This window comes from Nonomuraea sp. CA-143628 (assembly GCF_050942315.1).
In the GTDB taxonomy this organism is placed as follows: Bacteria; Actinomycetota; Actinomycetes; order Streptosporangiales; family Streptosporangiaceae; genus Nonomuraea.
In genome coordinates, this window is sequence record NZ_CP192072.1 from 7,070,752 (window position 1) to 7,086,007 (window position 15,256).

A 15,256-nucleotide genomic window follows, 5' to 3' on the forward strand; every position below is an offset into this window, starting at 1 on the left:
TGCTCAGATGGGCAGCAGTTCCGGCCCGATAAGCTCGCCCTGGTGCGGCTGCGGGTGGGCCTGGTCGTGGTAGTAGTGGCCGGCGTACCAGACGACGACGTTGGTGGCGTCGATGCTCTCGCTGTTGAGGAAGCGCCCGATGGCGGCCCGGTCGCGCGGGCCGGGGTTGCCGTCGTCGAGCTCGGCCGCGTGGTGGCGCAGGAACCACAGGTCGGAGACCCCGTAGGCGTCGGCGGTGTCGTCGAAGGGCCCGGGGTGGATCTGGTAGCCGCGCCCTGAGGACTTCTGGCGTACCTGCCAGTAGCGGCCGGGGGCGCGGCGGCGGGTGGTCTCGCGGACGATCGGCACCGGCTCGGGGATGATCGGCCCCTGGTCGATCTGCTCGACGACGTCGCCTGCCGAGCCTTCGATGTCGAAGTCGAAGCGCCAGTAGGCGTGGTGGCGGTGCACCATGCAGGTCATCGGGTTGGCGGTGGCGGCGAAGCCGAAGCGGGGCCTGATGGTGCCGTCGTCGCCGAGCCGCCAGTCGCTGGCGTAGCGGTACCAGCCGGCCTGCAGCTCGCTGACGATGCGCAGCTCCTCGCCGTCGTGGTGGAAGGCCACGCCCTGGAAGCCGCCGGCGTCGGTGTCGGGCCGTTCCAGGATGGTACGCGGCGGGCTGTCGCACAGCCGCCAGCCCCAGCCGACCGGGTCGGTGCCGGTGGCCGAGAAGCGGGTCTCGGAGGAGGCGTCGTCGCGGAAGGTGGTGCCTTGTTCGTACTCGACGTTCAGGATGGGTACGTGCGCCTGGCGCAGCACCAGCCGGCCCCGGTAGCGCACCTCGCGCAGCTCCACGCCCGATCCGGCGCCGGGGTTCTGCGGGGCCGATGCGCGCGGCCGCACGACCAGCAGGTTCCACAGCTCGCTGGCGCCCCGCAGGAGGCGTACCCGTACCTGGTCGGGACCACCGTGGTCGGCCAGCGGGGTGACGCCTTCGGGCACGGTGTGCTCGCAGTCGTGGTGCATGCGCACGTCGATGCCCGCCGGCGTCCAGTCGACGGTGCGGGCGGCGGTGTCGACGGCGACGATGCGGTGGCGTACCCCGGTGGGCTCGCCGGGGGTGTAGATGCCCAGGGTGGGGCGGCGCACGGTGGTGCCGTCGGGCCTGTCCAGGTCGGCCAGGGGCGGCATGGGCCGGTAGACGATCACGTTCTCGCCGGCTGGGAAGTGCGGGTCGGCGCGCAGCACGTCGGCGGCCGCGAGCAGTTCGCCGTGGCTGGGCGGCGGCCGGTGGGCGCTGGGCCGGACCTCGGCGCCTTGCGGCCGGTCCAGGGTGCCGCGCAGCTCGATCGCGCGGTTGCCCACCGGGTCGAAGACGGTGGCGCGGAAGGGGGCGTCCTGGCCCGGGTCGTGGCCGAGCGCCGGAGCCTGGCCGATGATCAGCCGGTCGGCGTCGGCGACCTCCAGCGCGGACAGGACGCCGGGGTGGGCGGCCACGGCCTGGCGCAGTTGCCCGGCGCTCAGCCCGGCGCGGGGGACCGCTTCGATGGTGAGGCGTACATCGTCGCTCATGCATGGCTTCCTACCGGGCGGCGGGCGCGCCTGGAAGGCCCAGATGTTCTCTCTCACCGGTGCTCTGCGGCGACGGCGTGCGGCGGGCACGGGAACGGCCCCGGTCGGCGAGCGACCGGGGCCGGATGACGCCGCAGGTCAGTCGGCGCAGATGGCGAAGACGCTGATGCCGACGTCGTTGTAGCCGATCTGCCGGCCGAGGACGATCCAGCCGCGCCCGTCATCGGTGGGGAAGGAGCCGACGAGGATCGCCCCGTTGCCGCGGGCCTCGCCGCCGCCGCCCAGGACCTTCTTGGCGCCGGGGCAGTAGAGGGTACGGCGCTGGAAGTTGGGCACGTTGGCGTTCGGCAGCGTCACCAGCTGGTATCCGGGCGGAAGCGCGGAGGCGTGGTGGGCCTGGACCGCGGGTGCGGTGGTGGCGTTGGCTGCGGTGACGACGGTGGCGGTGGCCACGCACGCACCGGTGAGGAGGACGGCCAGGGCGAGGGACTTCTTGTGCATCGCTCTCCTTGAGTTGTTCCCTGGATCACCCCGCCACGGCGGGCGGGCAGCACGAAACCCGCGGTCGAAGTGGGGTGATCAGGGAGCCAGGGCCTACACGAAGAGTATCCATACCACTACCGTGAGTGTCGATGGGTAATCATGTTCGAGATGCGGACCCCGCTGACATGCAGTCATATGCCTGCATGTCGGCGATGGCCTGATGTTACGCTCAAAAGTGATCACTCCTCTGCGAAAGAAGGCCGCCCATGAGTGACACACAGTTCCCGCTCACGCTGCGCGTCACCGTCACCGGAGCGACCCCGGACGAGATCCGGCACAAGGCCAGAGCCAGAGCCCTGGACTTCTTCGGCCCCGACTCCGAACTGGACGTCATCAGCGCCGAAGCCGAGTGCGACCCCGAGCACGGCATCGGCTACCAGGCGGTCGTCGTCTTCCGGCGCGTCGCCTTATAGAAAGCGGCCCAGACGCGCATCGACGGTCAAGCCGGCGCCAACGGCGACAGCGGCGGAATAAATAATACCGGCATCGAGGTAAAAGGCCGTCGTCCGACATCCCCAGCGCCCCCGCAAGAAATCCACATCGAATGTTTCATGTTCCGGAAAAAGGGCCCGGCCGCCGCTCGGTAAATCTTGGCGCACGTCTTGACTATTGCCGAGCGCGCCATGTCACGATGGGAGGGCAAGCGAGAGACACACAATGGGGGTGGTCTCGTGCTCAAAGAAATATTCGTTACCGGGGCCCTGGTGGCGGCGACCGCCATCGTCCCTTCAGCGGCCGCACTGGCCCAGCCTGACAAGGCCCGCGCCCTCGCCGGCCACGCCGCATCCACCTCGCTCACCCACTGCACTTCGATAAACTCCGGCAAGCCCTGCAAATGGCTTGAAGGAAAGTCCAAGAAGTGCCTGTGGTGCAAGTCGAAGAAGGGCGGATACACGCGTAGTTACTGCGAGGACAAGAGCACGGGCTCGCCAGGAAAGGCGCCCGAGAAGCCCAAGCAGCAAGAGGGAATCCTGTGCAAGGGAGACCTCGACGAGAGCGGCGCCTCCTGCACGAGGTGCGTCAACCTCAAGACCGGAAAAATATTCTCCAGCACCTGCAAGGGGGAAAAGGCCGGAGACGCGGCTCCCTAGTTCGAGCCCCGAATAGGATCCCTGGGCATAGGCGTCGCGACGCGCGACCCTATGCCCGCACGGGCACGAGGCCACCCGCCCCTTGCCCTTCTTGGGCCAGCAAGCGCCCAGGGACATCCCTCAAGGTCAGAGCTTGATCCCCGCGACAGGCCCCCGCTTGACCGTGCAGGTCCCCACGACGCCCACGGAGAGGCTCTACCAGCGTCAGGTCAAGGCGTGGTGTGAGATCACAGGGGCCGGGCGATGAGGTGATGTGAAGCCCAGCTCACACTGGATGGGCGCTGAGAAGCGCCGCTGTGGCGCCCCCCGGCGAGGTTCTGCCTGCAGGGGTGGCGCTGTGCTGATCACACACCGTCGGCGCCGGCCGGACGGGCGGAGCCTGGCGGCGAGTCCTGCGCCCCCGCGCGCTGTTACCGCCGGGAGCGCCCATGGAAGGCTCGGCATTTCGTTCCGTGGGCCGATCAGCCGTAGTTCTGCACCCACACTCTGACCGTGTGAGCCTTGGGGCTGAGCTTGACGGTGGCCTTCCACTTCTCGCCGGCCCTCGCCCAGTTGATACGGGTGTACATCTTCCCGCCCACGCAGTAACCGCGGTCGCGCTTCGCGTTGGCCCACGCACCACCGATGCCGGAAGTATTGGTCACCCACTTATACAGAGTGGCCGTGGCCTTGGTGCCGTCCCCGCCGTTCCAGCACTGGGTGACGATCTGCAGGACCTTGGCCCGGCTCCTTAACGTCCCGGTATCAATGCCCGTGGTGTTCCCGCCGCCGTCCCAGATGGTGAACCAGCGGGCCTGGCTCGCCTGCTGGACGGAGACGGCGGCCGTCGCCGCAGTCGCCGCCTGGGCGGCGGGGGCGAGAAGCGTGCCGGCCGTGAGGACGCCGGCGGCCAGGGCCAGTGGTAGACGTCTCATCGTGATTCCTTTCGCTGATTGTCGTAAGACATCGGAAAGGTAGGCCGGCGCATGTTGAGTTCTTGTTGAGTCCGGGTTGAGACGGCGCATGGCCACAAGGACCGGAACCGGCAGGCCGGCGCTGGGCCCCGAGCCGAGTGTCGCGGCGATGAAGATCTGCCCTAGTCTCGTCGATGTGGGGAGGCCCGAGGGGAGCCCGGACGTGGGCGCCAAAGATGTCGGCACTCATTTGAGCGCCGTACTTGAACGCTTCACCTACGGCCCCAACGAGGAGACCGGCTACACGATCGCGCGGGTGGCGACCGAACGCTCGGGCGCCGAACTGCTGACCGTGGTGGGACCGCTGCTGGGCGCGCAGGTGGGGGAGTCGCTGCGGCTGAACGGCCGCTGGACCTCCCACCCCAAGTACGGCAAGCAGTTCGAGGTGTGGTCCTACACCACCGTGCTGCCGGCCACCATCCAGGGCATCCGCCGCTACCTGGGCTCCGGCCTGATCAAGGGCATCGGCCCGAAGATGGCGGAGCGGATCGTCGACCACTTCGGCACCGACACCCTCGAGGTGATCGAGCAGACGCCCGAGCGGCTGGTCGAAGTGCCGGGCCTGGGCCCCAAGCGGACCAAGCTGATCGCCGCCGCCTGGGAGGAACAGAAGATCATCAAAGAGGTGATGATCTTCCTGCAGGGCGTCGGCGTGTCCACCTCGATCGCGGTGCGCATCTTCAAGCAGTACGGCGAGAGCTCCATCTCCGTCGTCAAGACCCGCCCGTACCAGCTGGCCGACGACGTGTGGGGCATCGGCTTCAAGACCGCCGACACCATCGCCCAGTCGGTCGGCATCCCGCACGACAGCCCCGAGCGCGTCAAGGCCGGGCTGCGCTACACCCTGTCCCAGGCCGCCGACGACGGCCACTGCTACCTGCCCGCCCCCAACCTGATCGGCGACGCCGTCAAGATCCTGGAGGTGCCCGCCGACCTGGTCGCCTCATGCCTGGAAGAGCTGGTCGCCGAGGAGGGCGTGGTCCGCGAGCAGATCCCGGCCGGCGACACCATCGTCCCGGCGGTCTACCTGGTGCCCTTCCACCGGGCCGAGCTGTCACTGGCCTCGGCGCTGCTGTCGCTGCTGCGCGGCGGCCATGACCGGCTGGCCGCCTTCGCCGGCGTCGACTGGGAGCGGGCAGAGCAGTGGCTGCGCGGCCAGACCGGCGCGGACCTGGCCGCCGAGCAGCGCCAGGCCGTACGGCTGGCGCTGACGGAGAAGGTCGCGGTGCTGACCGGCGGGCCGGGCTGCGGCAAGAGCTTCACCGTGCGTTCCATCGTGACGCTGGCCCGCGCCAAACGGGCCAAGGTGATCCTGGCCGCGCCCACGGGCCGGGCCGCGAAAAGACTCGCCGAGCTGACCGGCCACGAGGCCACCACCGTTCACCGGCTGCTGCAGCTGCGGCCCGGCGGGGATGCCACCTTCGACCGCGACAACCCGCTGGATGCCGACCTGGTCGTCGTCGACGAGGCCTCCATGCTCGACCTGCTGCTGGCCAACAAGCTCGTCAAGGCGGTCGCGCCCGGCACGCACCTGTTGTTCGTGGGGGATGTGGACCAGCTGCCCTCGGTCGGCGCGGGGGAGGTGCTGAAGGACCTGCTGGCCGCAGACGACATACCCCGCGTACGGCTGACGCAGATCTTCCGCCAGGCGCAGGAGTCGGGCGTGGTGGTCAACGCCCACCGCGTCAACACCGGCCTGCACCCGAAACTGGAGCAGATGACGGACTTCTTCCTGTTCCCGTGCGAGGAGCCGGAGGAGATCGCGGCGCTCACGGTCGACGTGGTGGCCCGGCGCATCCCGCGCAAGTTCGGCCTCAACGCCCGCCGCGACATACAGGTGCTGGCTCCCATGCACCGCGGCGCCGCCGGAGCCGGCGCGCTCAACATCGCGCTGCAGGAGGCCCTGACCCCCTCACGCGAGGACCTGCCCGAACGCCGCTACGGCGGGCGCGTCTTCCGGGTCGGCGACAAGGTCACCCAGCTGCGCAACAACTACGAAAAAGGCGCGGCCGGGGTGTTCAACGGCACCGTCGGCATCGTCGTCGACATCCGTCCCGACGAGCAGAAGCTGATCGTCGCCACCGATGAGGACGAGCAGGTCGACTACGCCTTCGACGAGCTGGACGAGCTGGCCCACGCCTACGCCGTCTCCATCCACCGCTCCCAGGGCAGCGAGTACCCGGCCGTGGTCATCCCCCTGGCCACCAGCGCCTGGATGATGCTGCAGCGCAACCTGCTCTACACCGCGATCACCCGCGCCAAGCGGCTGGTCGTCATCGTCGGGTCCCGGCGCGCGCTGGCGCAGGCCGTACGGACCAAGGGGGCCGGGCGGCGCCACACCAGCCTGACCCACCGCCTGGCCCAGCACTGAGGGTTTTCGCCCCTTTACTCCTGTTGCGCCCCGCTGACCTGCGGTTCCCAGCAACAAGTGACTTAAATGTTACCGAACTATCCCAAACTCCTCCGCGTCTTACATGCAGGAGCATTAAGGTCTTTGACATTGAATTGCTGTTATGGGGGAGAGGACTGACTTGAACGTCAAGCCCGGTTGGAGGACGCCCGTCACGGGCATGGCCCTGCTCGCGGCCGCGGCACTGACCGCGTCCTGCTCGAGCGCTCCCCCCGCTCCGGGCAAGGCCGACGCGGCCAAGGCGACCACCTCCGCGACCCCGGAAGCGCCGACGATCAAGATCTCACCCGCCGAGGGCAGCTCGAAGATCAGCCCCGACAAGAAGATCGTCGTGACCGCCGCCGGCGGCACCCTGGAAGAGGTCACGGCCGAAGGCGGCGGCAAGAGCGTCGAGGGCACTTTCAACGCCGACAAGACCAAATGGGTCTCCAAGGGCACCCTGCTGCCCTCCAGCTCCTACAACGTCAGCGCCAAGGCCGGCGTCACCACCGCCGCCAGCACGTTCAAGACGCTCAAGCCCGAGCGCGAACTGCAGGTCGCCGACGTCACACCCAGCGCCAAGGGGGAGACGGTCGGCGTGGGGGCGCCGATCATCGTCACCTTCAACCAGCCCGTCAGCGAGAAGGCCACCGTCGAACGCGCCCTGGAGGTCGACGCGCAAAAGCCCGTCGACGGCGCCTGGCGCTGGATCAACGACACCACCGTCATCTACCGCACCGCCAAATACTGGCCCGCCCACCAGAAGGTCACCTTCAACGCCCGCCTCACCGGCGTCAAGGGCGGCAAGGGCATGTACGGCGTCAAGGACTCCGCCACCACCTTGAAGATCGGCGCCCGCGTGATCAGCAAGGTCGACACCAAAAAGCACATGATGTACGTCTACCGCGACGGCAAGCGCGTGCAGACGATGCGCATCAGCGCCGGCATGGCCACCACCCGCGAGTACACCACCACCTCCGGCGTCCACCTGACCATGGAGCGCGGCAACCCGGTCCGCATGATCTCACCCGGCCGCAAGAAGGGCGACCCCGGCTACTACGACGTCATGATCAACCACGCCGTGCGGATCTCCAACTCCGGCGAGTACGTCCACGCCAAGGACAACGTCTGGGCCCAGGGCCGCTCCAACGTCAGCCACGGCTGCATCAACTCCCGCCCCGACCAGGCCCTGTGGTTCTACGACCACTTCCAGCGCGGCGACGTCGTCGACATCAAGGGCACCACCCGCGACCTGGAATGGAACAACGGCTGGGGCTTCTGGCAGCTGCCCTTCTCCAAGTGGAAGAAGGGCAGCGCCCTGTAGGCGAGCTGGCTGAGCGCACCCGCCGCTCAGCCGGCCCCCAGACCGTCGAGAGAAGGCCGTCGGCCCTCCAGGTCGGGCAGAAGGATCGTGCTCTCCTGCTCGCGCGGATCGGTGCGAGCCAGGACGACCTCGGCGGGCTCGCTGTCACTGAGATTCACCGGCATGTGCGGCGTACTGGCGGGGATGTAGATGAACTCCCCTTGGCGCGCTTGCAGGTAGTGCTCCAGATTCTCGCCGTACCAGGCACCTACAGCGCCCCTGATCACGTAGATGGCCGTCTCGTGATGGTCGTGCTTATGGGCTCGGCCGCTGCCCGAGGGAGGAATCGTCTGCAGGTGCATGCAGATATTGCGCGCACCCACGGTTTCGGCGGCGATACCGGCGAAGAACTGCAGATGCTGCTTGCCCTCATACATCAAAGCGGACCGAATGACACGGCAGTGGCCGTCCGGCTGCGGGGGATGCTCCACCTGTGGCTCCTCAGAATCGGCCGAAGATCAGGTTGCCGGGCGCACTCGGGTCGGTGCTGGCGTAGAAGTCCCGCTGCGCGGCGTGGATCTCGCTGATGTCGAGATGCCCGCTGCCGTCGGTGTCGAGCCGATCGAAGACCTCACGCCGCTCGGCTTCGGACAGGGAGCAGATGCCGGGGATGGCGGCGAACTCCTCAAAGGAGATCCGGCCATCGCCGTCGATGTCGCAGACGGTCAGGACGGACTCGGCGATCCGGCCGGCGGTCGCCGCGTAGCCGCTGGTGCGGAACTCCTGACCGGCCAGGTAAGCGGTGAACTCCGCGCGCGACAGGTGTCCGTCGTTGTCGTCGTCGGCACTGTGGATCAGGGCGTTCCACATGCTCGCGTACGCGGCCACCACGTCCCGGCCCTTGGCGGAGTCGGCCGGCATGCCGAACGCCGCCAAGAATCTCGTGGCCGCGAGCTGAAAGTCGTCCCTGGTGAGCACACCGTCACCATCGGCGTCGTACAAGGTGAATCTCTTGTCGAATTTCCGGGCGAGTACGTCGGGCACGGACATGGCGCTCCTTCAGGGAGGCGGTGAACCGGCACCCGCACTTTAACACTACTTAAAGTTATGAACAATCACTCTTTGCAATCAGCGGTCACTTGCGCTGTGGGTGAAGCGGTTGCGCCGTGGGCGATGAGGGGGTGCCACGAAGGAGGAAGGCCGACAAGGTGAGTCCAAGACCCACGACGAGCGGAGAGGTGGCCACCATGGCGATCGCACAAGTGCTGGGGCCCGGCCAATGGCTTGCGGCGGAGATCCGCGACAACGACCCCTGGAGGATCACGCTCAACGAGGAGCATCAGCACGAGGTGCTCAGCGCCGTACGAGCGGTGGAGGCGGCCGGGCCGGCGCCGCAGGAGATCACCCCGGACGGCTTCCCGCTGCCGACGCTCGGGCCGCTCCTGCGGCGAGTGCGTGAGCAGATCGTGGACGGTCACGGGTTCGCCCTGCTCCAGGGGGTGCCCGTCGGCCAGATGAGCGAGCGGCAGCGCGAGATCGCCGGACTCGGCCTCGGCTGCCACATCGGCGCGATCGTCTCGCAGGGAAGCGGCCCGGTGCCGCTGGTGCACGTACGAGACACCGGCGCCGACCCCTCCCAGCCACGCACCCGCAGCTACCAGCACAACGGGCGGCTCGGCTACCACAGCGACCCCACCGACGTCGTCGCCCTGCTGTGCCTGCGCCCGGCCAAGTCGGGCGGCCTCAGCCTCATCGTCAGCTCCGTGGCGGTGCACAACGAGGTCGTCCGGACCCGCCCCGACCTGGCCGAGGTGCTCTACCAGCCATGGTGGCACGACCGGCGCACCGGCGACGGCCCCGACAGCTTCTACACCAAACCGCTGTGCACGCTGAGCCCGGACGGCAGGGTGTCGTTCTCCTACGGGCCCGACTACCTGCGCTCGGCCCAGCGCGGCGCCTGCGTGCCGCCCTTCACCCCGGCCCAGCGCGAGGCGATGGACCTGCTCGACCGGCTGACCAACGACCCCCGCTTCGTGCTCACCATGGACCTGCGGGAGGGCGACATGCAGTTCCTCAACAACCACGTCGTCCTGCACGGCCGCACCACCTACGAAGACCACCCCGGGCCGGAGCGCCGCCACCTCATCCGCCTGTGGTTCACCACCGGCTGAGACGCCGAAGCAGGCCGCTCGTCACCAGGTGACCCACACGTCCTGCAACCCCCCTGACAGCAGCCCCGTACGCAGCCGCAGATCACCGGGAGCATCCCGCAGCTCCAGCCCGGGCAGCCGCCGGGCCAGCGTGGCGAGCACGACCTGAAGCTCCATCCGGGCCAGCGGCTGACCCAGGCAGAAGTGCGGCCCCGCGCCGAACGCCAGATGCTGGCCCGCGTTGTCGCGGCGCGCGTCGAAGCGGTCGGGATCGGCGAACTTACGCGGATCCCGGTTGGCCGCGGGCCGGCACGGGATCAGCGTCGTACCCGCGCTGACCGTCATCCCGCCGAAGTCGGCCTCCTCGGTTGCCACCCGCGGCATGCCCACCACGCTGAGCGTGCTGTCCAGCCGCAGGACCTCCTCGACCGTGCCCGGGATCAGCGCCGGGTCCTCGACCACCGCCGCGTAACGCCCCGGCTCCGACAGCAGCATCGCCACCATGATGGCGATCATGTTCGACGTCGTCTCGTGCCCGGCCAGCAGCAGCGCCTGCACGGTCGCGATCAGCTCCTCATGACTGAGCCGCCCGTCCTGGCTGTCGGAGATCTGCGTCAGCTCGCTGAGCATGTCATCGCCCGGCGCCGCACGCTTGTCATCCACCAGATCCGACACATACGCCCCGAACTCCTCATACGCCTTCTCCACCTCCGACTGCTCGTAGCGGGTCAGCGTCAGCATCACCTGAGACCAGTACGCGAACTTGTCCTGATCCTCACTCGGCGCCCCCACCAGAGCGCAGATGACCCGCACCGGCAGCGGCAGGCCCAGCTCGCGCGACAGGTTCGCCGGCGAGCCACCGGCCAGCATGCCGTCCACCAGCTCATCGGCCATCCGCTGCACCCGCGGGCGCCACGCCTCGATCTTGCGGATGGTGAACGACGGGGTCAGCAGCCGCCGCCATCGCCGATGCCCGGTCCCGGCGATCATGCTCCCGCTCGCCATGCCGCGGGCGAAGATCCCGCCGTCGGCGGTGGTGGACACCCGCGCGGCGTCGGCGCCACCACGGCTGAAACGCGGGTCGGTCAGCAGCGTGCGCACATCGTCATAGCGGGTCACCAGCTCGGCGGTGTCGCCGCTGGGCAGCTGTACGTGCGCCACGGGGCACCCGCTCTGCAACTGGGCCCACTCCCGCGGCGGCTGCAGGGCCTCGGTCCGGTCGAAGGGGTAACGGGAGACGGGTTCGGCGGTCATGGCGGCGCCCTTCTGCTCACTGATAGGACACCCAAGATTCTAAGGCGACAGCCTTAAATCTTGACAGTAGTCAGACCAGCGCGAGTTGCGGGAACCGCGGCTCCCGCTCCGGCGGCTCAGGTGGCCCCGACCGCATGCCAAAGACCCGGCACAACTGCCCGATCTGCCCCGTGATCCGCTCCTCGTAATCAGCCGCTGGCAACCCCGCCCCGTCGTACAACTCCTCATAACGCTCCACCAGATGCGGATGCGCCTCACCCAGCCACTCCAAATACCACTGCCGCGTCCCCGGCGGCAGCCGCAACACCACCGGCTCCACCACCCCAGCCCCCGTGGCCGCGATCCGACGCACCGTCGCCGACAACTGATCGGCCCCATCACTCAGCAACGGCAGCACCGGACCCATCAGCACCCGGCACGACACCCCCGCCTCCACCAGCGCCGACACCAACTCCAGCCGCGCCTGCGCACCCACCGCGCCCGGCTCCACCCCACGCCGGATCCGCTCGTCGACGAACGCGATCGAGACCGCCACCTGCGCACCCACCCGCGCCAGCACCGCGGCATCCCGCAACACCAGCGGACTCTTGGTATAGACGGTGAACGGCACCGCCGCCTCACCCAGCGCCTCCACAATGCCCGGCATCAGCCGATAGGTCGCCTCCGCCTGCTGGTAACAGTCACCACTGACCCCCACCGCCAGCGCCTCACCACCCCAGCGCACCAACTCCGCCCGCAACCGCGTCACCGCGTTGGGCTTGACCACGATCCGCGTGTCGAAATCCCGCCCCGCGTCCAACCCCAACCGCCGATGACCCCCACGAGCACCACAACCACGGCAAGCATGAGCACACCCACGATAAGGGGAGACGGCCCACCGCTCAGCGATCCCCGCACTCCGCGGCACCCGCTCGATCACCGTACGGGCCTGCGTCTCATAGAAGCCGTCACGCAGCACCGCCCGCCGCTCGATCAACGGACGATCATCTGCGGCCTCAACGAGCGAAAGCGCGTCCCAACCCACGGCCCCAGTGGAACACGCATTCGACTCCCTTTTCAAGCGCTTCCGCCTCACCGGGCGGGGTTCGACACAGACCGCCTCGCTCAGCACACTCATCTTCATGGCCCCGGCGGTGACCGGCAGTGGCTCCAGCACCACACACGATCACACCGAGGCCCTCTCACCGCCAATCACGGGGAAGGATCCACCATGGCCTGGCTGCTGCTCGCGATCGCCATCGCCGCCGAGGTCATCGCGACCACCGCGCTCAAACTCAGCAACGGCCTGTCCCACCTCGGCTGGGCCGCCATCGTCGCCATCGGCTACCTCATCTCCTTCGTCCTGCTCGCCCGCGCCCTGAAGATGCAGCTCGAAGTCGGCACCGCCTACGCCGTCTGGTCCGGCACCGGCACCGCCGCCATCGCCCTCATCGGCGCCGCCTTCCTGGGGGAGACCCTCACCCCGCTCAAGATCGGCGGCATCCTGCTCATCATCGGCGGCGTCATCGTCCTCAACCTCGCCGGCACCCACTGACCCCTGACACCCCTGTCACGTCGAGCCGGCATCCAGCGCCCACCGACAGCCCGCCCGCTTGCCCGCCCGCCCGGCGAAAACGCCTCGCGCCCACGAAGACCGGTTATCTACACTGCCCCCGTGCTCAAACCCCACTACCCGATCCTCACCGACCGCCTCCTGCTGCGCCCCTTCACCCCCGACGACCTCCACGCGCTGCACGCCTACGAATCCCGGCCCGACGTCGCCCGCTACCTCTACTGGGAACCCCGCGACCTCGACACCGTACGCACCTTCCTCGAAAGGAAGATCACCCGCGTCGCCCTCCTCGACGAAGGAGACGCCCTCGACATCGCCATCACCCTGCGCGACACCGGCCAGCTCATCGGCAACGGCGTCCTGATCTGGACCAGCAAACAACACCGCCAAGGCGAAATCGGCTACATCCTGCACCCCGACCACCACCGCCGCGGCTACGCCCCCGAAACCGGACGCGAACTGCTCCGCCTCGGCTTCGACGAACTCGGCCTGCACCGCATCGTCGGCCGCCTCGACGCCCGCAACACCGCCTCCAGCCGCGTCCTGGAAAAACTCGGCATGCGCCGCGAAGCCCACCTCATCGACAACGAGCAGGTCAAAGGCGAATGGGCCTCCGAGGTCATCTATGCCATGCTCGACTCCGAATGGACACCATAGACATCCTCCACCTCGCCCTGGCCGCCGACTGGGCCGACGCCCAGCCGGCGGGGGAGTACCGCATCTCCACCCTCGGCCGCACCCTCGACCAAGAAGGCTTCATCCACTGCAGCCGTGACCTCGACCAGCTCCACGGCGTACACACCGCCTTCTACGGCCACGTCACCCAACCGCTGCTCATCCTCCAGATCGACCCCACCGGACTCGACATCCGCCTCGAAAACGGCTTCCCCCACCTGTACGGCCCACTCCCGCTCACCTCGGTCACCGCCGTACACCCCTACGCCTGACCACTCGGCCCTCACCGCTCGACGACACCACAAGCGCCGAGCCCCTCAAGACGGCCCCGAGCCTCACCCCAGAGGCAGAGGGCGGCGCGGCACCGGCGCAGTGTGAATGAGAGACGTGGTCGTGTGACCATACGGGGTGAACAGATCCAGAATCGGCTCGAGCTCGTCGACCGCCCGCAGATGCATCGTGAAGTAGAAGCAGTCGTCACCGGTCATTCTGTAGCATTCGACGATCTGCGGAACCTCCTGGGCGATCTTGGAGATGCGGTGAAGCTCCCGGATCGCCGGGCGGATACGCACCATCACCGTCACCGCAAAGCCCAGCGCCCGCGGATCGACCTCGGCACGATAACCGGTGATCACCCCACCCTCCTCCAGCCGCTGCACCCTGTCAGCCACCGCAGGAGCCGACAAGGCGACCCGGCGGCCCAGCTCGGCGAAGCTCACCCTGGCGTCAACCTGCAGCTCAGCGAGAATACGAAGGTCAAGGGCATCGATTCCCTTGGGTTCGTATGTCCGCTCAGGTCTGATCCTTCGATTCGCCATTCTCCTAAATTACGGGCTGCCCGACGATGACGTCATGCCGCCCACCGGCCCTCGCGCCGTCCTGTCCGCGCCGCCTCCATGGACCTACTTCATCGGCAGCGCCGTCTTCCACTACCTCGGCCCGGCCTTCGCCGTACTCCTGTTCACCAGGCTCGCCCCACTCGGGGCCGCGGGACTGAGGATCTGCAGCGCCGCACTCGTCCTCACGCTCTGGCGCCGCCCCTGGCGAACCCTCGCCCGGCTCGACCCCAAGGGACGCCGTACGATCATCACCTGGGGCGCGGTGCTCGCGGCCATGAACACCTGTTTCTACCTGGCCATCGCCCGCGTGCCCCTGGGGACCGTCGCCGCCATCGAGTTTCTGCCGGTCATCGTGCTGGCCGCGCTCGGAGCCCGAACGGCACGTAACCTCCTCGCGCTCGTGGCAGCCGTCGGCGGCGTCTACGTGCTGACCGGCATCCAGCTGGCCGGGCAGCCACTGGGGTTGATGTTCGCCTTCGCCAACGCGGGACTGTTCGCCGCCTACATCGTGCTGGCCCACCGCACGGCTCGGCGTCAGCGCGGCATCAGCGGCATCGACGGGCTGGCCGCCGCCATGCTCATCGCCTGCGCGTTCGTCACGCCGGTCGCCGCCGGGCAGATCGCCCCCGCGGTGATCGACCCTGTCACACTCGCCGCAGGGGTCGCAGTGGGGATCTGCTCGTCCGTGATCCCGTACGTGTGCGATCAACTCGCCATGGCACGCATGGCCCGCTCTACCTACGCGTTGCTGGTGGCGCTGCTTCCGGCCACGGCAACCGCGATCGGCACCCTGGTACTCCGGCAACTCCCCTCACCCGCCGAACTCGCCGGAGTCGGGCTCGTGGTGCTCTCCATCGGGAACTTCCGCCTCCTCCAGCCACAGCGAAGACCCCACAGCAAGGAAAGACGACATGCGATACCTGAAGCTGGGCTCCTCAGGACTGCAGGTCTCCCGG

16 protein-coding genes and 1 pseudogene are annotated in these 15,256 nt (G+C 68.4%); 9 read left to right on the plus strand and 8 right to left on the minus strand.

Features of this window, described 5'->3' with window-relative positions; translation table 11 throughout:
- Positions 1-3: 3 nt before the first annotated feature.
- Both ACQP2T_RS32435 and ACQP2T_RS32440 read right to left on the minus strand, forming a co-directional pair.
- Positions 4-1,551 carry a hypothetical protein gene (locus tag ACQP2T_RS32435; RefSeq protein WP_433508705.1) on the minus strand — a complete coding sequence of 516 codons (1,548 nt, stop codon included), beginning with the start codon at positions 1,549-1,551 and terminating at the stop codon, positions 4-6.
- A 138-nt stretch (positions 1,552-1,689) separates the two neighbouring features.
- The gene (locus tag ACQP2T_RS32440) at positions 1,690-2,052 is read right to left on the minus strand and encodes a hypothetical protein (RefSeq protein WP_364012452.1); all 363 of its coding nucleotides are present in this window, start codon (positions 2,050-2,052) and stop codon (positions 1,690-1,692) included.
- Between the two features lie 248 nt (positions 2,053-2,300).
- On the opposite strand from ACQP2T_RS32440, the gene ACQP2T_RS32445 reads away from it, so the two are divergent.
- Complete coding sequence (locus ACQP2T_RS32445) at positions 2,301-2,507, plus strand: hypothetical protein (RefSeq protein WP_433508706.1); 207 nt, start codon at positions 2,301-2,303, stop codon at positions 2,505-2,507.
- A gap of 258 nt (positions 2,508-2,765) precedes the next feature.
- On the plus strand, positions 2,766-3,185 hold the full coding sequence (locus ACQP2T_RS32450; protein WP_433508707.1) for a hypothetical protein: 420 nt from the start codon (positions 2,766-2,768) through the stop codon (positions 3,183-3,185).
- Between the two features lie 461 nt (positions 3,186-3,646).
- Here ACQP2T_RS32450 and ACQP2T_RS32455 read toward each other — a convergent pair whose 3' ends face one another.
- Positions 3,647-4,099, minus strand: coding sequence for a hypothetical protein (locus ACQP2T_RS32455; RefSeq protein WP_433508708.1), 453 nt, complete (start codon positions 4,097-4,099; stop codon positions 3,647-3,649).
- A 202-nt stretch (positions 4,100-4,301) separates the two neighbouring features.
- Here ACQP2T_RS32455 and recD2 point away from each other — a divergent pair, with 202 nt between their 5' ends.
- Together recD2 and ACQP2T_RS32465 are read left to right on the plus strand one after the other, a co-directional pair.
- Positions 4,302-6,509: an SF1B family DNA helicase RecD2 gene (gene recD2 / locus ACQP2T_RS32460; protein WP_433508709.1), complete on the plus strand. Its 2,208-nt coding sequence runs from the start codon at positions 4,302-4,304 to the stop codon at positions 6,507-6,509.
- A gap of 160 nt (positions 6,510-6,669) precedes the next feature.
- Positions 6,670-7,851, plus strand: a complete 1,182-nt coding sequence (locus ACQP2T_RS32465) for an Ig-like domain-containing protein (protein ID WP_433508710.1) — start codon at positions 6,670-6,672, stop codon at positions 7,849-7,851.
- A gap of 26 nt (positions 7,852-7,877) precedes the next feature.
- Here the strand turns inward: ACQP2T_RS32465 and ACQP2T_RS32470 are convergent, their stop codons facing one another.
- Both ACQP2T_RS32470 and ACQP2T_RS32475 read right to left on the minus strand, forming a co-directional pair.
- A complete protein-coding gene (locus ACQP2T_RS32470; protein ID WP_433508711.1) occupies positions 7,878-8,321 on the minus strand; it encodes a cupin domain-containing protein in 444 nt (147 codons plus the stop codon).
- A 10-nt stretch (positions 8,322-8,331) separates the two neighbouring features.
- Complete coding sequence (locus ACQP2T_RS32475) at positions 8,332-8,880, minus strand: EF-hand domain-containing protein (RefSeq protein WP_433508712.1); 549 nt, start codon at positions 8,878-8,880, stop codon at positions 8,332-8,334.
- Positions 8,881-9,077: 197 nt separating this feature from the next.
- On the opposite strand from ACQP2T_RS32475, the gene ACQP2T_RS32480 reads away from it, so the two are divergent.
- Positions 9,078-10,001 carry a TauD/TfdA family dioxygenase gene (locus ACQP2T_RS32480; protein WP_433508713.1) on the plus strand — a complete coding sequence of 308 codons (924 nt, stop codon included), beginning with the start codon at positions 9,078-9,080 and terminating at the stop codon, positions 9,999-10,001.
- A 21-nt stretch (positions 10,002-10,022) separates the two neighbouring features.
- Here the strand turns inward: ACQP2T_RS32480 and ACQP2T_RS32485 are convergent, their stop codons facing one another.
- Positions 10,023-11,234 (minus strand): cytochrome P450, encoded by a 1,212-nt coding sequence (locus ACQP2T_RS32485; RefSeq protein ID WP_433508714.1) that lies wholly within the window; start codon positions 11,232-11,234, stop codon positions 10,023-10,025.
- A gap of 70 nt (positions 11,235-11,304) precedes the next feature.
- A complete protein-coding gene (locus ACQP2T_RS32490; protein ID WP_433508715.1) occupies positions 11,305-12,210 on the minus strand; it encodes a radical SAM protein in 906 nt (301 codons plus the stop codon).
- A gap of 234 nt (positions 12,211-12,444) precedes the next feature.
- Here ACQP2T_RS32490 and ACQP2T_RS32495 point away from each other — a divergent pair, with 234 nt between their 5' ends.
- From ACQP2T_RS32495 to ACQP2T_RS32505, 3 genes are all read left to right on the plus strand, one after another.
- The gene (locus ACQP2T_RS32495) at positions 12,445-12,768 is read left to right on the plus strand and encodes a DMT family transporter (protein WP_433508716.1); all 324 of its coding nucleotides are present in this window, start codon (positions 12,445-12,447) and stop codon (positions 12,766-12,768) included.
- 120 nt (positions 12,769-12,888) lie between these two features.
- Complete coding sequence (locus ACQP2T_RS32500; protein ID WP_433508717.1) at positions 12,889-13,443, plus strand: GNAT family N-acetyltransferase; 555 nt, start codon at positions 12,889-12,891, stop codon at positions 13,441-13,443.
- Entirely contained in the window at positions 13,431-13,733 is a 303-nt protein-coding gene (locus tag ACQP2T_RS32505; protein WP_433508718.1) for a DUF952 domain-containing protein, read from the plus strand. The genes ACQP2T_RS32500 and ACQP2T_RS32505 overlap by 13 nt, the downstream gene beginning before the upstream one ends.
- Positions 13,734-13,796: 63 nt before the next feature.
- On the opposite strand, the gene ACQP2T_RS32510 is transcribed toward ACQP2T_RS32505, so the two are convergent.
- Positions 13,797-14,279, minus strand: coding sequence for an Lrp/AsnC family transcriptional regulator (locus ACQP2T_RS32510; protein WP_433508719.1), 483 nt, complete (start codon positions 14,277-14,279; stop codon positions 13,797-13,799).
- Positions 14,280-14,766: 487 nt separating this feature from the next.
- Between ACQP2T_RS32510 and ACQP2T_RS32515 the strand changes: the two are divergent.
- Positions 14,767-15,096 (plus strand): annotated as a pseudogene (locus tag ACQP2T_RS32515) (EamA family transporter); the annotation flags it as partial.
- Positions 15,097-15,256 lie beyond the last annotated feature (160 nt).

Bases quoted from the DNA above. Each gene is read 5' to 3' on its own strand.
- ACQP2T_RS32435 (WP_433508705.1), bottom strand. From the start codon at position 1,551: ATGAGCGACGATGTACGCCTCACCATCGAAGCGGTCCCCCGCGCCGGG.
- ACQP2T_RS32440 (WP_364012452.1), bottom strand. From the start codon at position 2,052: ATGCACAAGAAGTCCCTCGCCCTGGCCGTCCTCCTCACCGGTGCGTGC.
- ACQP2T_RS32445 (WP_433508706.1), top strand. From the start codon at position 2,301: ATGAGTGACACACAGTTCCCGCTCACGCTGCGCGTCACCGTCACCGGA.
- ACQP2T_RS32455 (WP_433508708.1), bottom strand. From the start codon at position 4,099: ATGAGACGTCTACCACTGGCCCTGGCCGCCGGCGTCCTCACGGCCGGC.
- ACQP2T_RS32475 (WP_433508712.1), bottom strand. From the start codon at position 8,880: ATGTCCGTGCCCGACGTACTCGCCCGGAAATTCGACAAGAGATTCACC.
- ACQP2T_RS32480 (WP_433508713.1), top strand. From the start codon at position 9,078: ATGGCGATCGCACAAGTGCTGGGGCCCGGCCAATGGCTTGCGGCGGAG.
- ACQP2T_RS32485 (WP_433508714.1), bottom strand. From the start codon at position 11,234: ATGACCGCCGAACCCGTCTCCCGTTACCCCTTCGACCGGACCGAGGCC.
- ACQP2T_RS32495 (WP_433508716.1), top strand. From the start codon at position 12,445: ATGGCCTGGCTGCTGCTCGCGATCGCCATCGCCGCCGAGGTCATCGCG.
- ACQP2T_RS32505 (WP_433508718.1), top strand. From the start codon at position 13,431: ATGGACACCATAGACATCCTCCACCTCGCCCTGGCCGCCGACTGGGCC.
- ACQP2T_RS32510 (WP_433508719.1), bottom strand. From the start codon at position 14,279: ATGGCGAATCGAAGGATCAGACCTGAGCGGACATACGAACCCAAGGGA.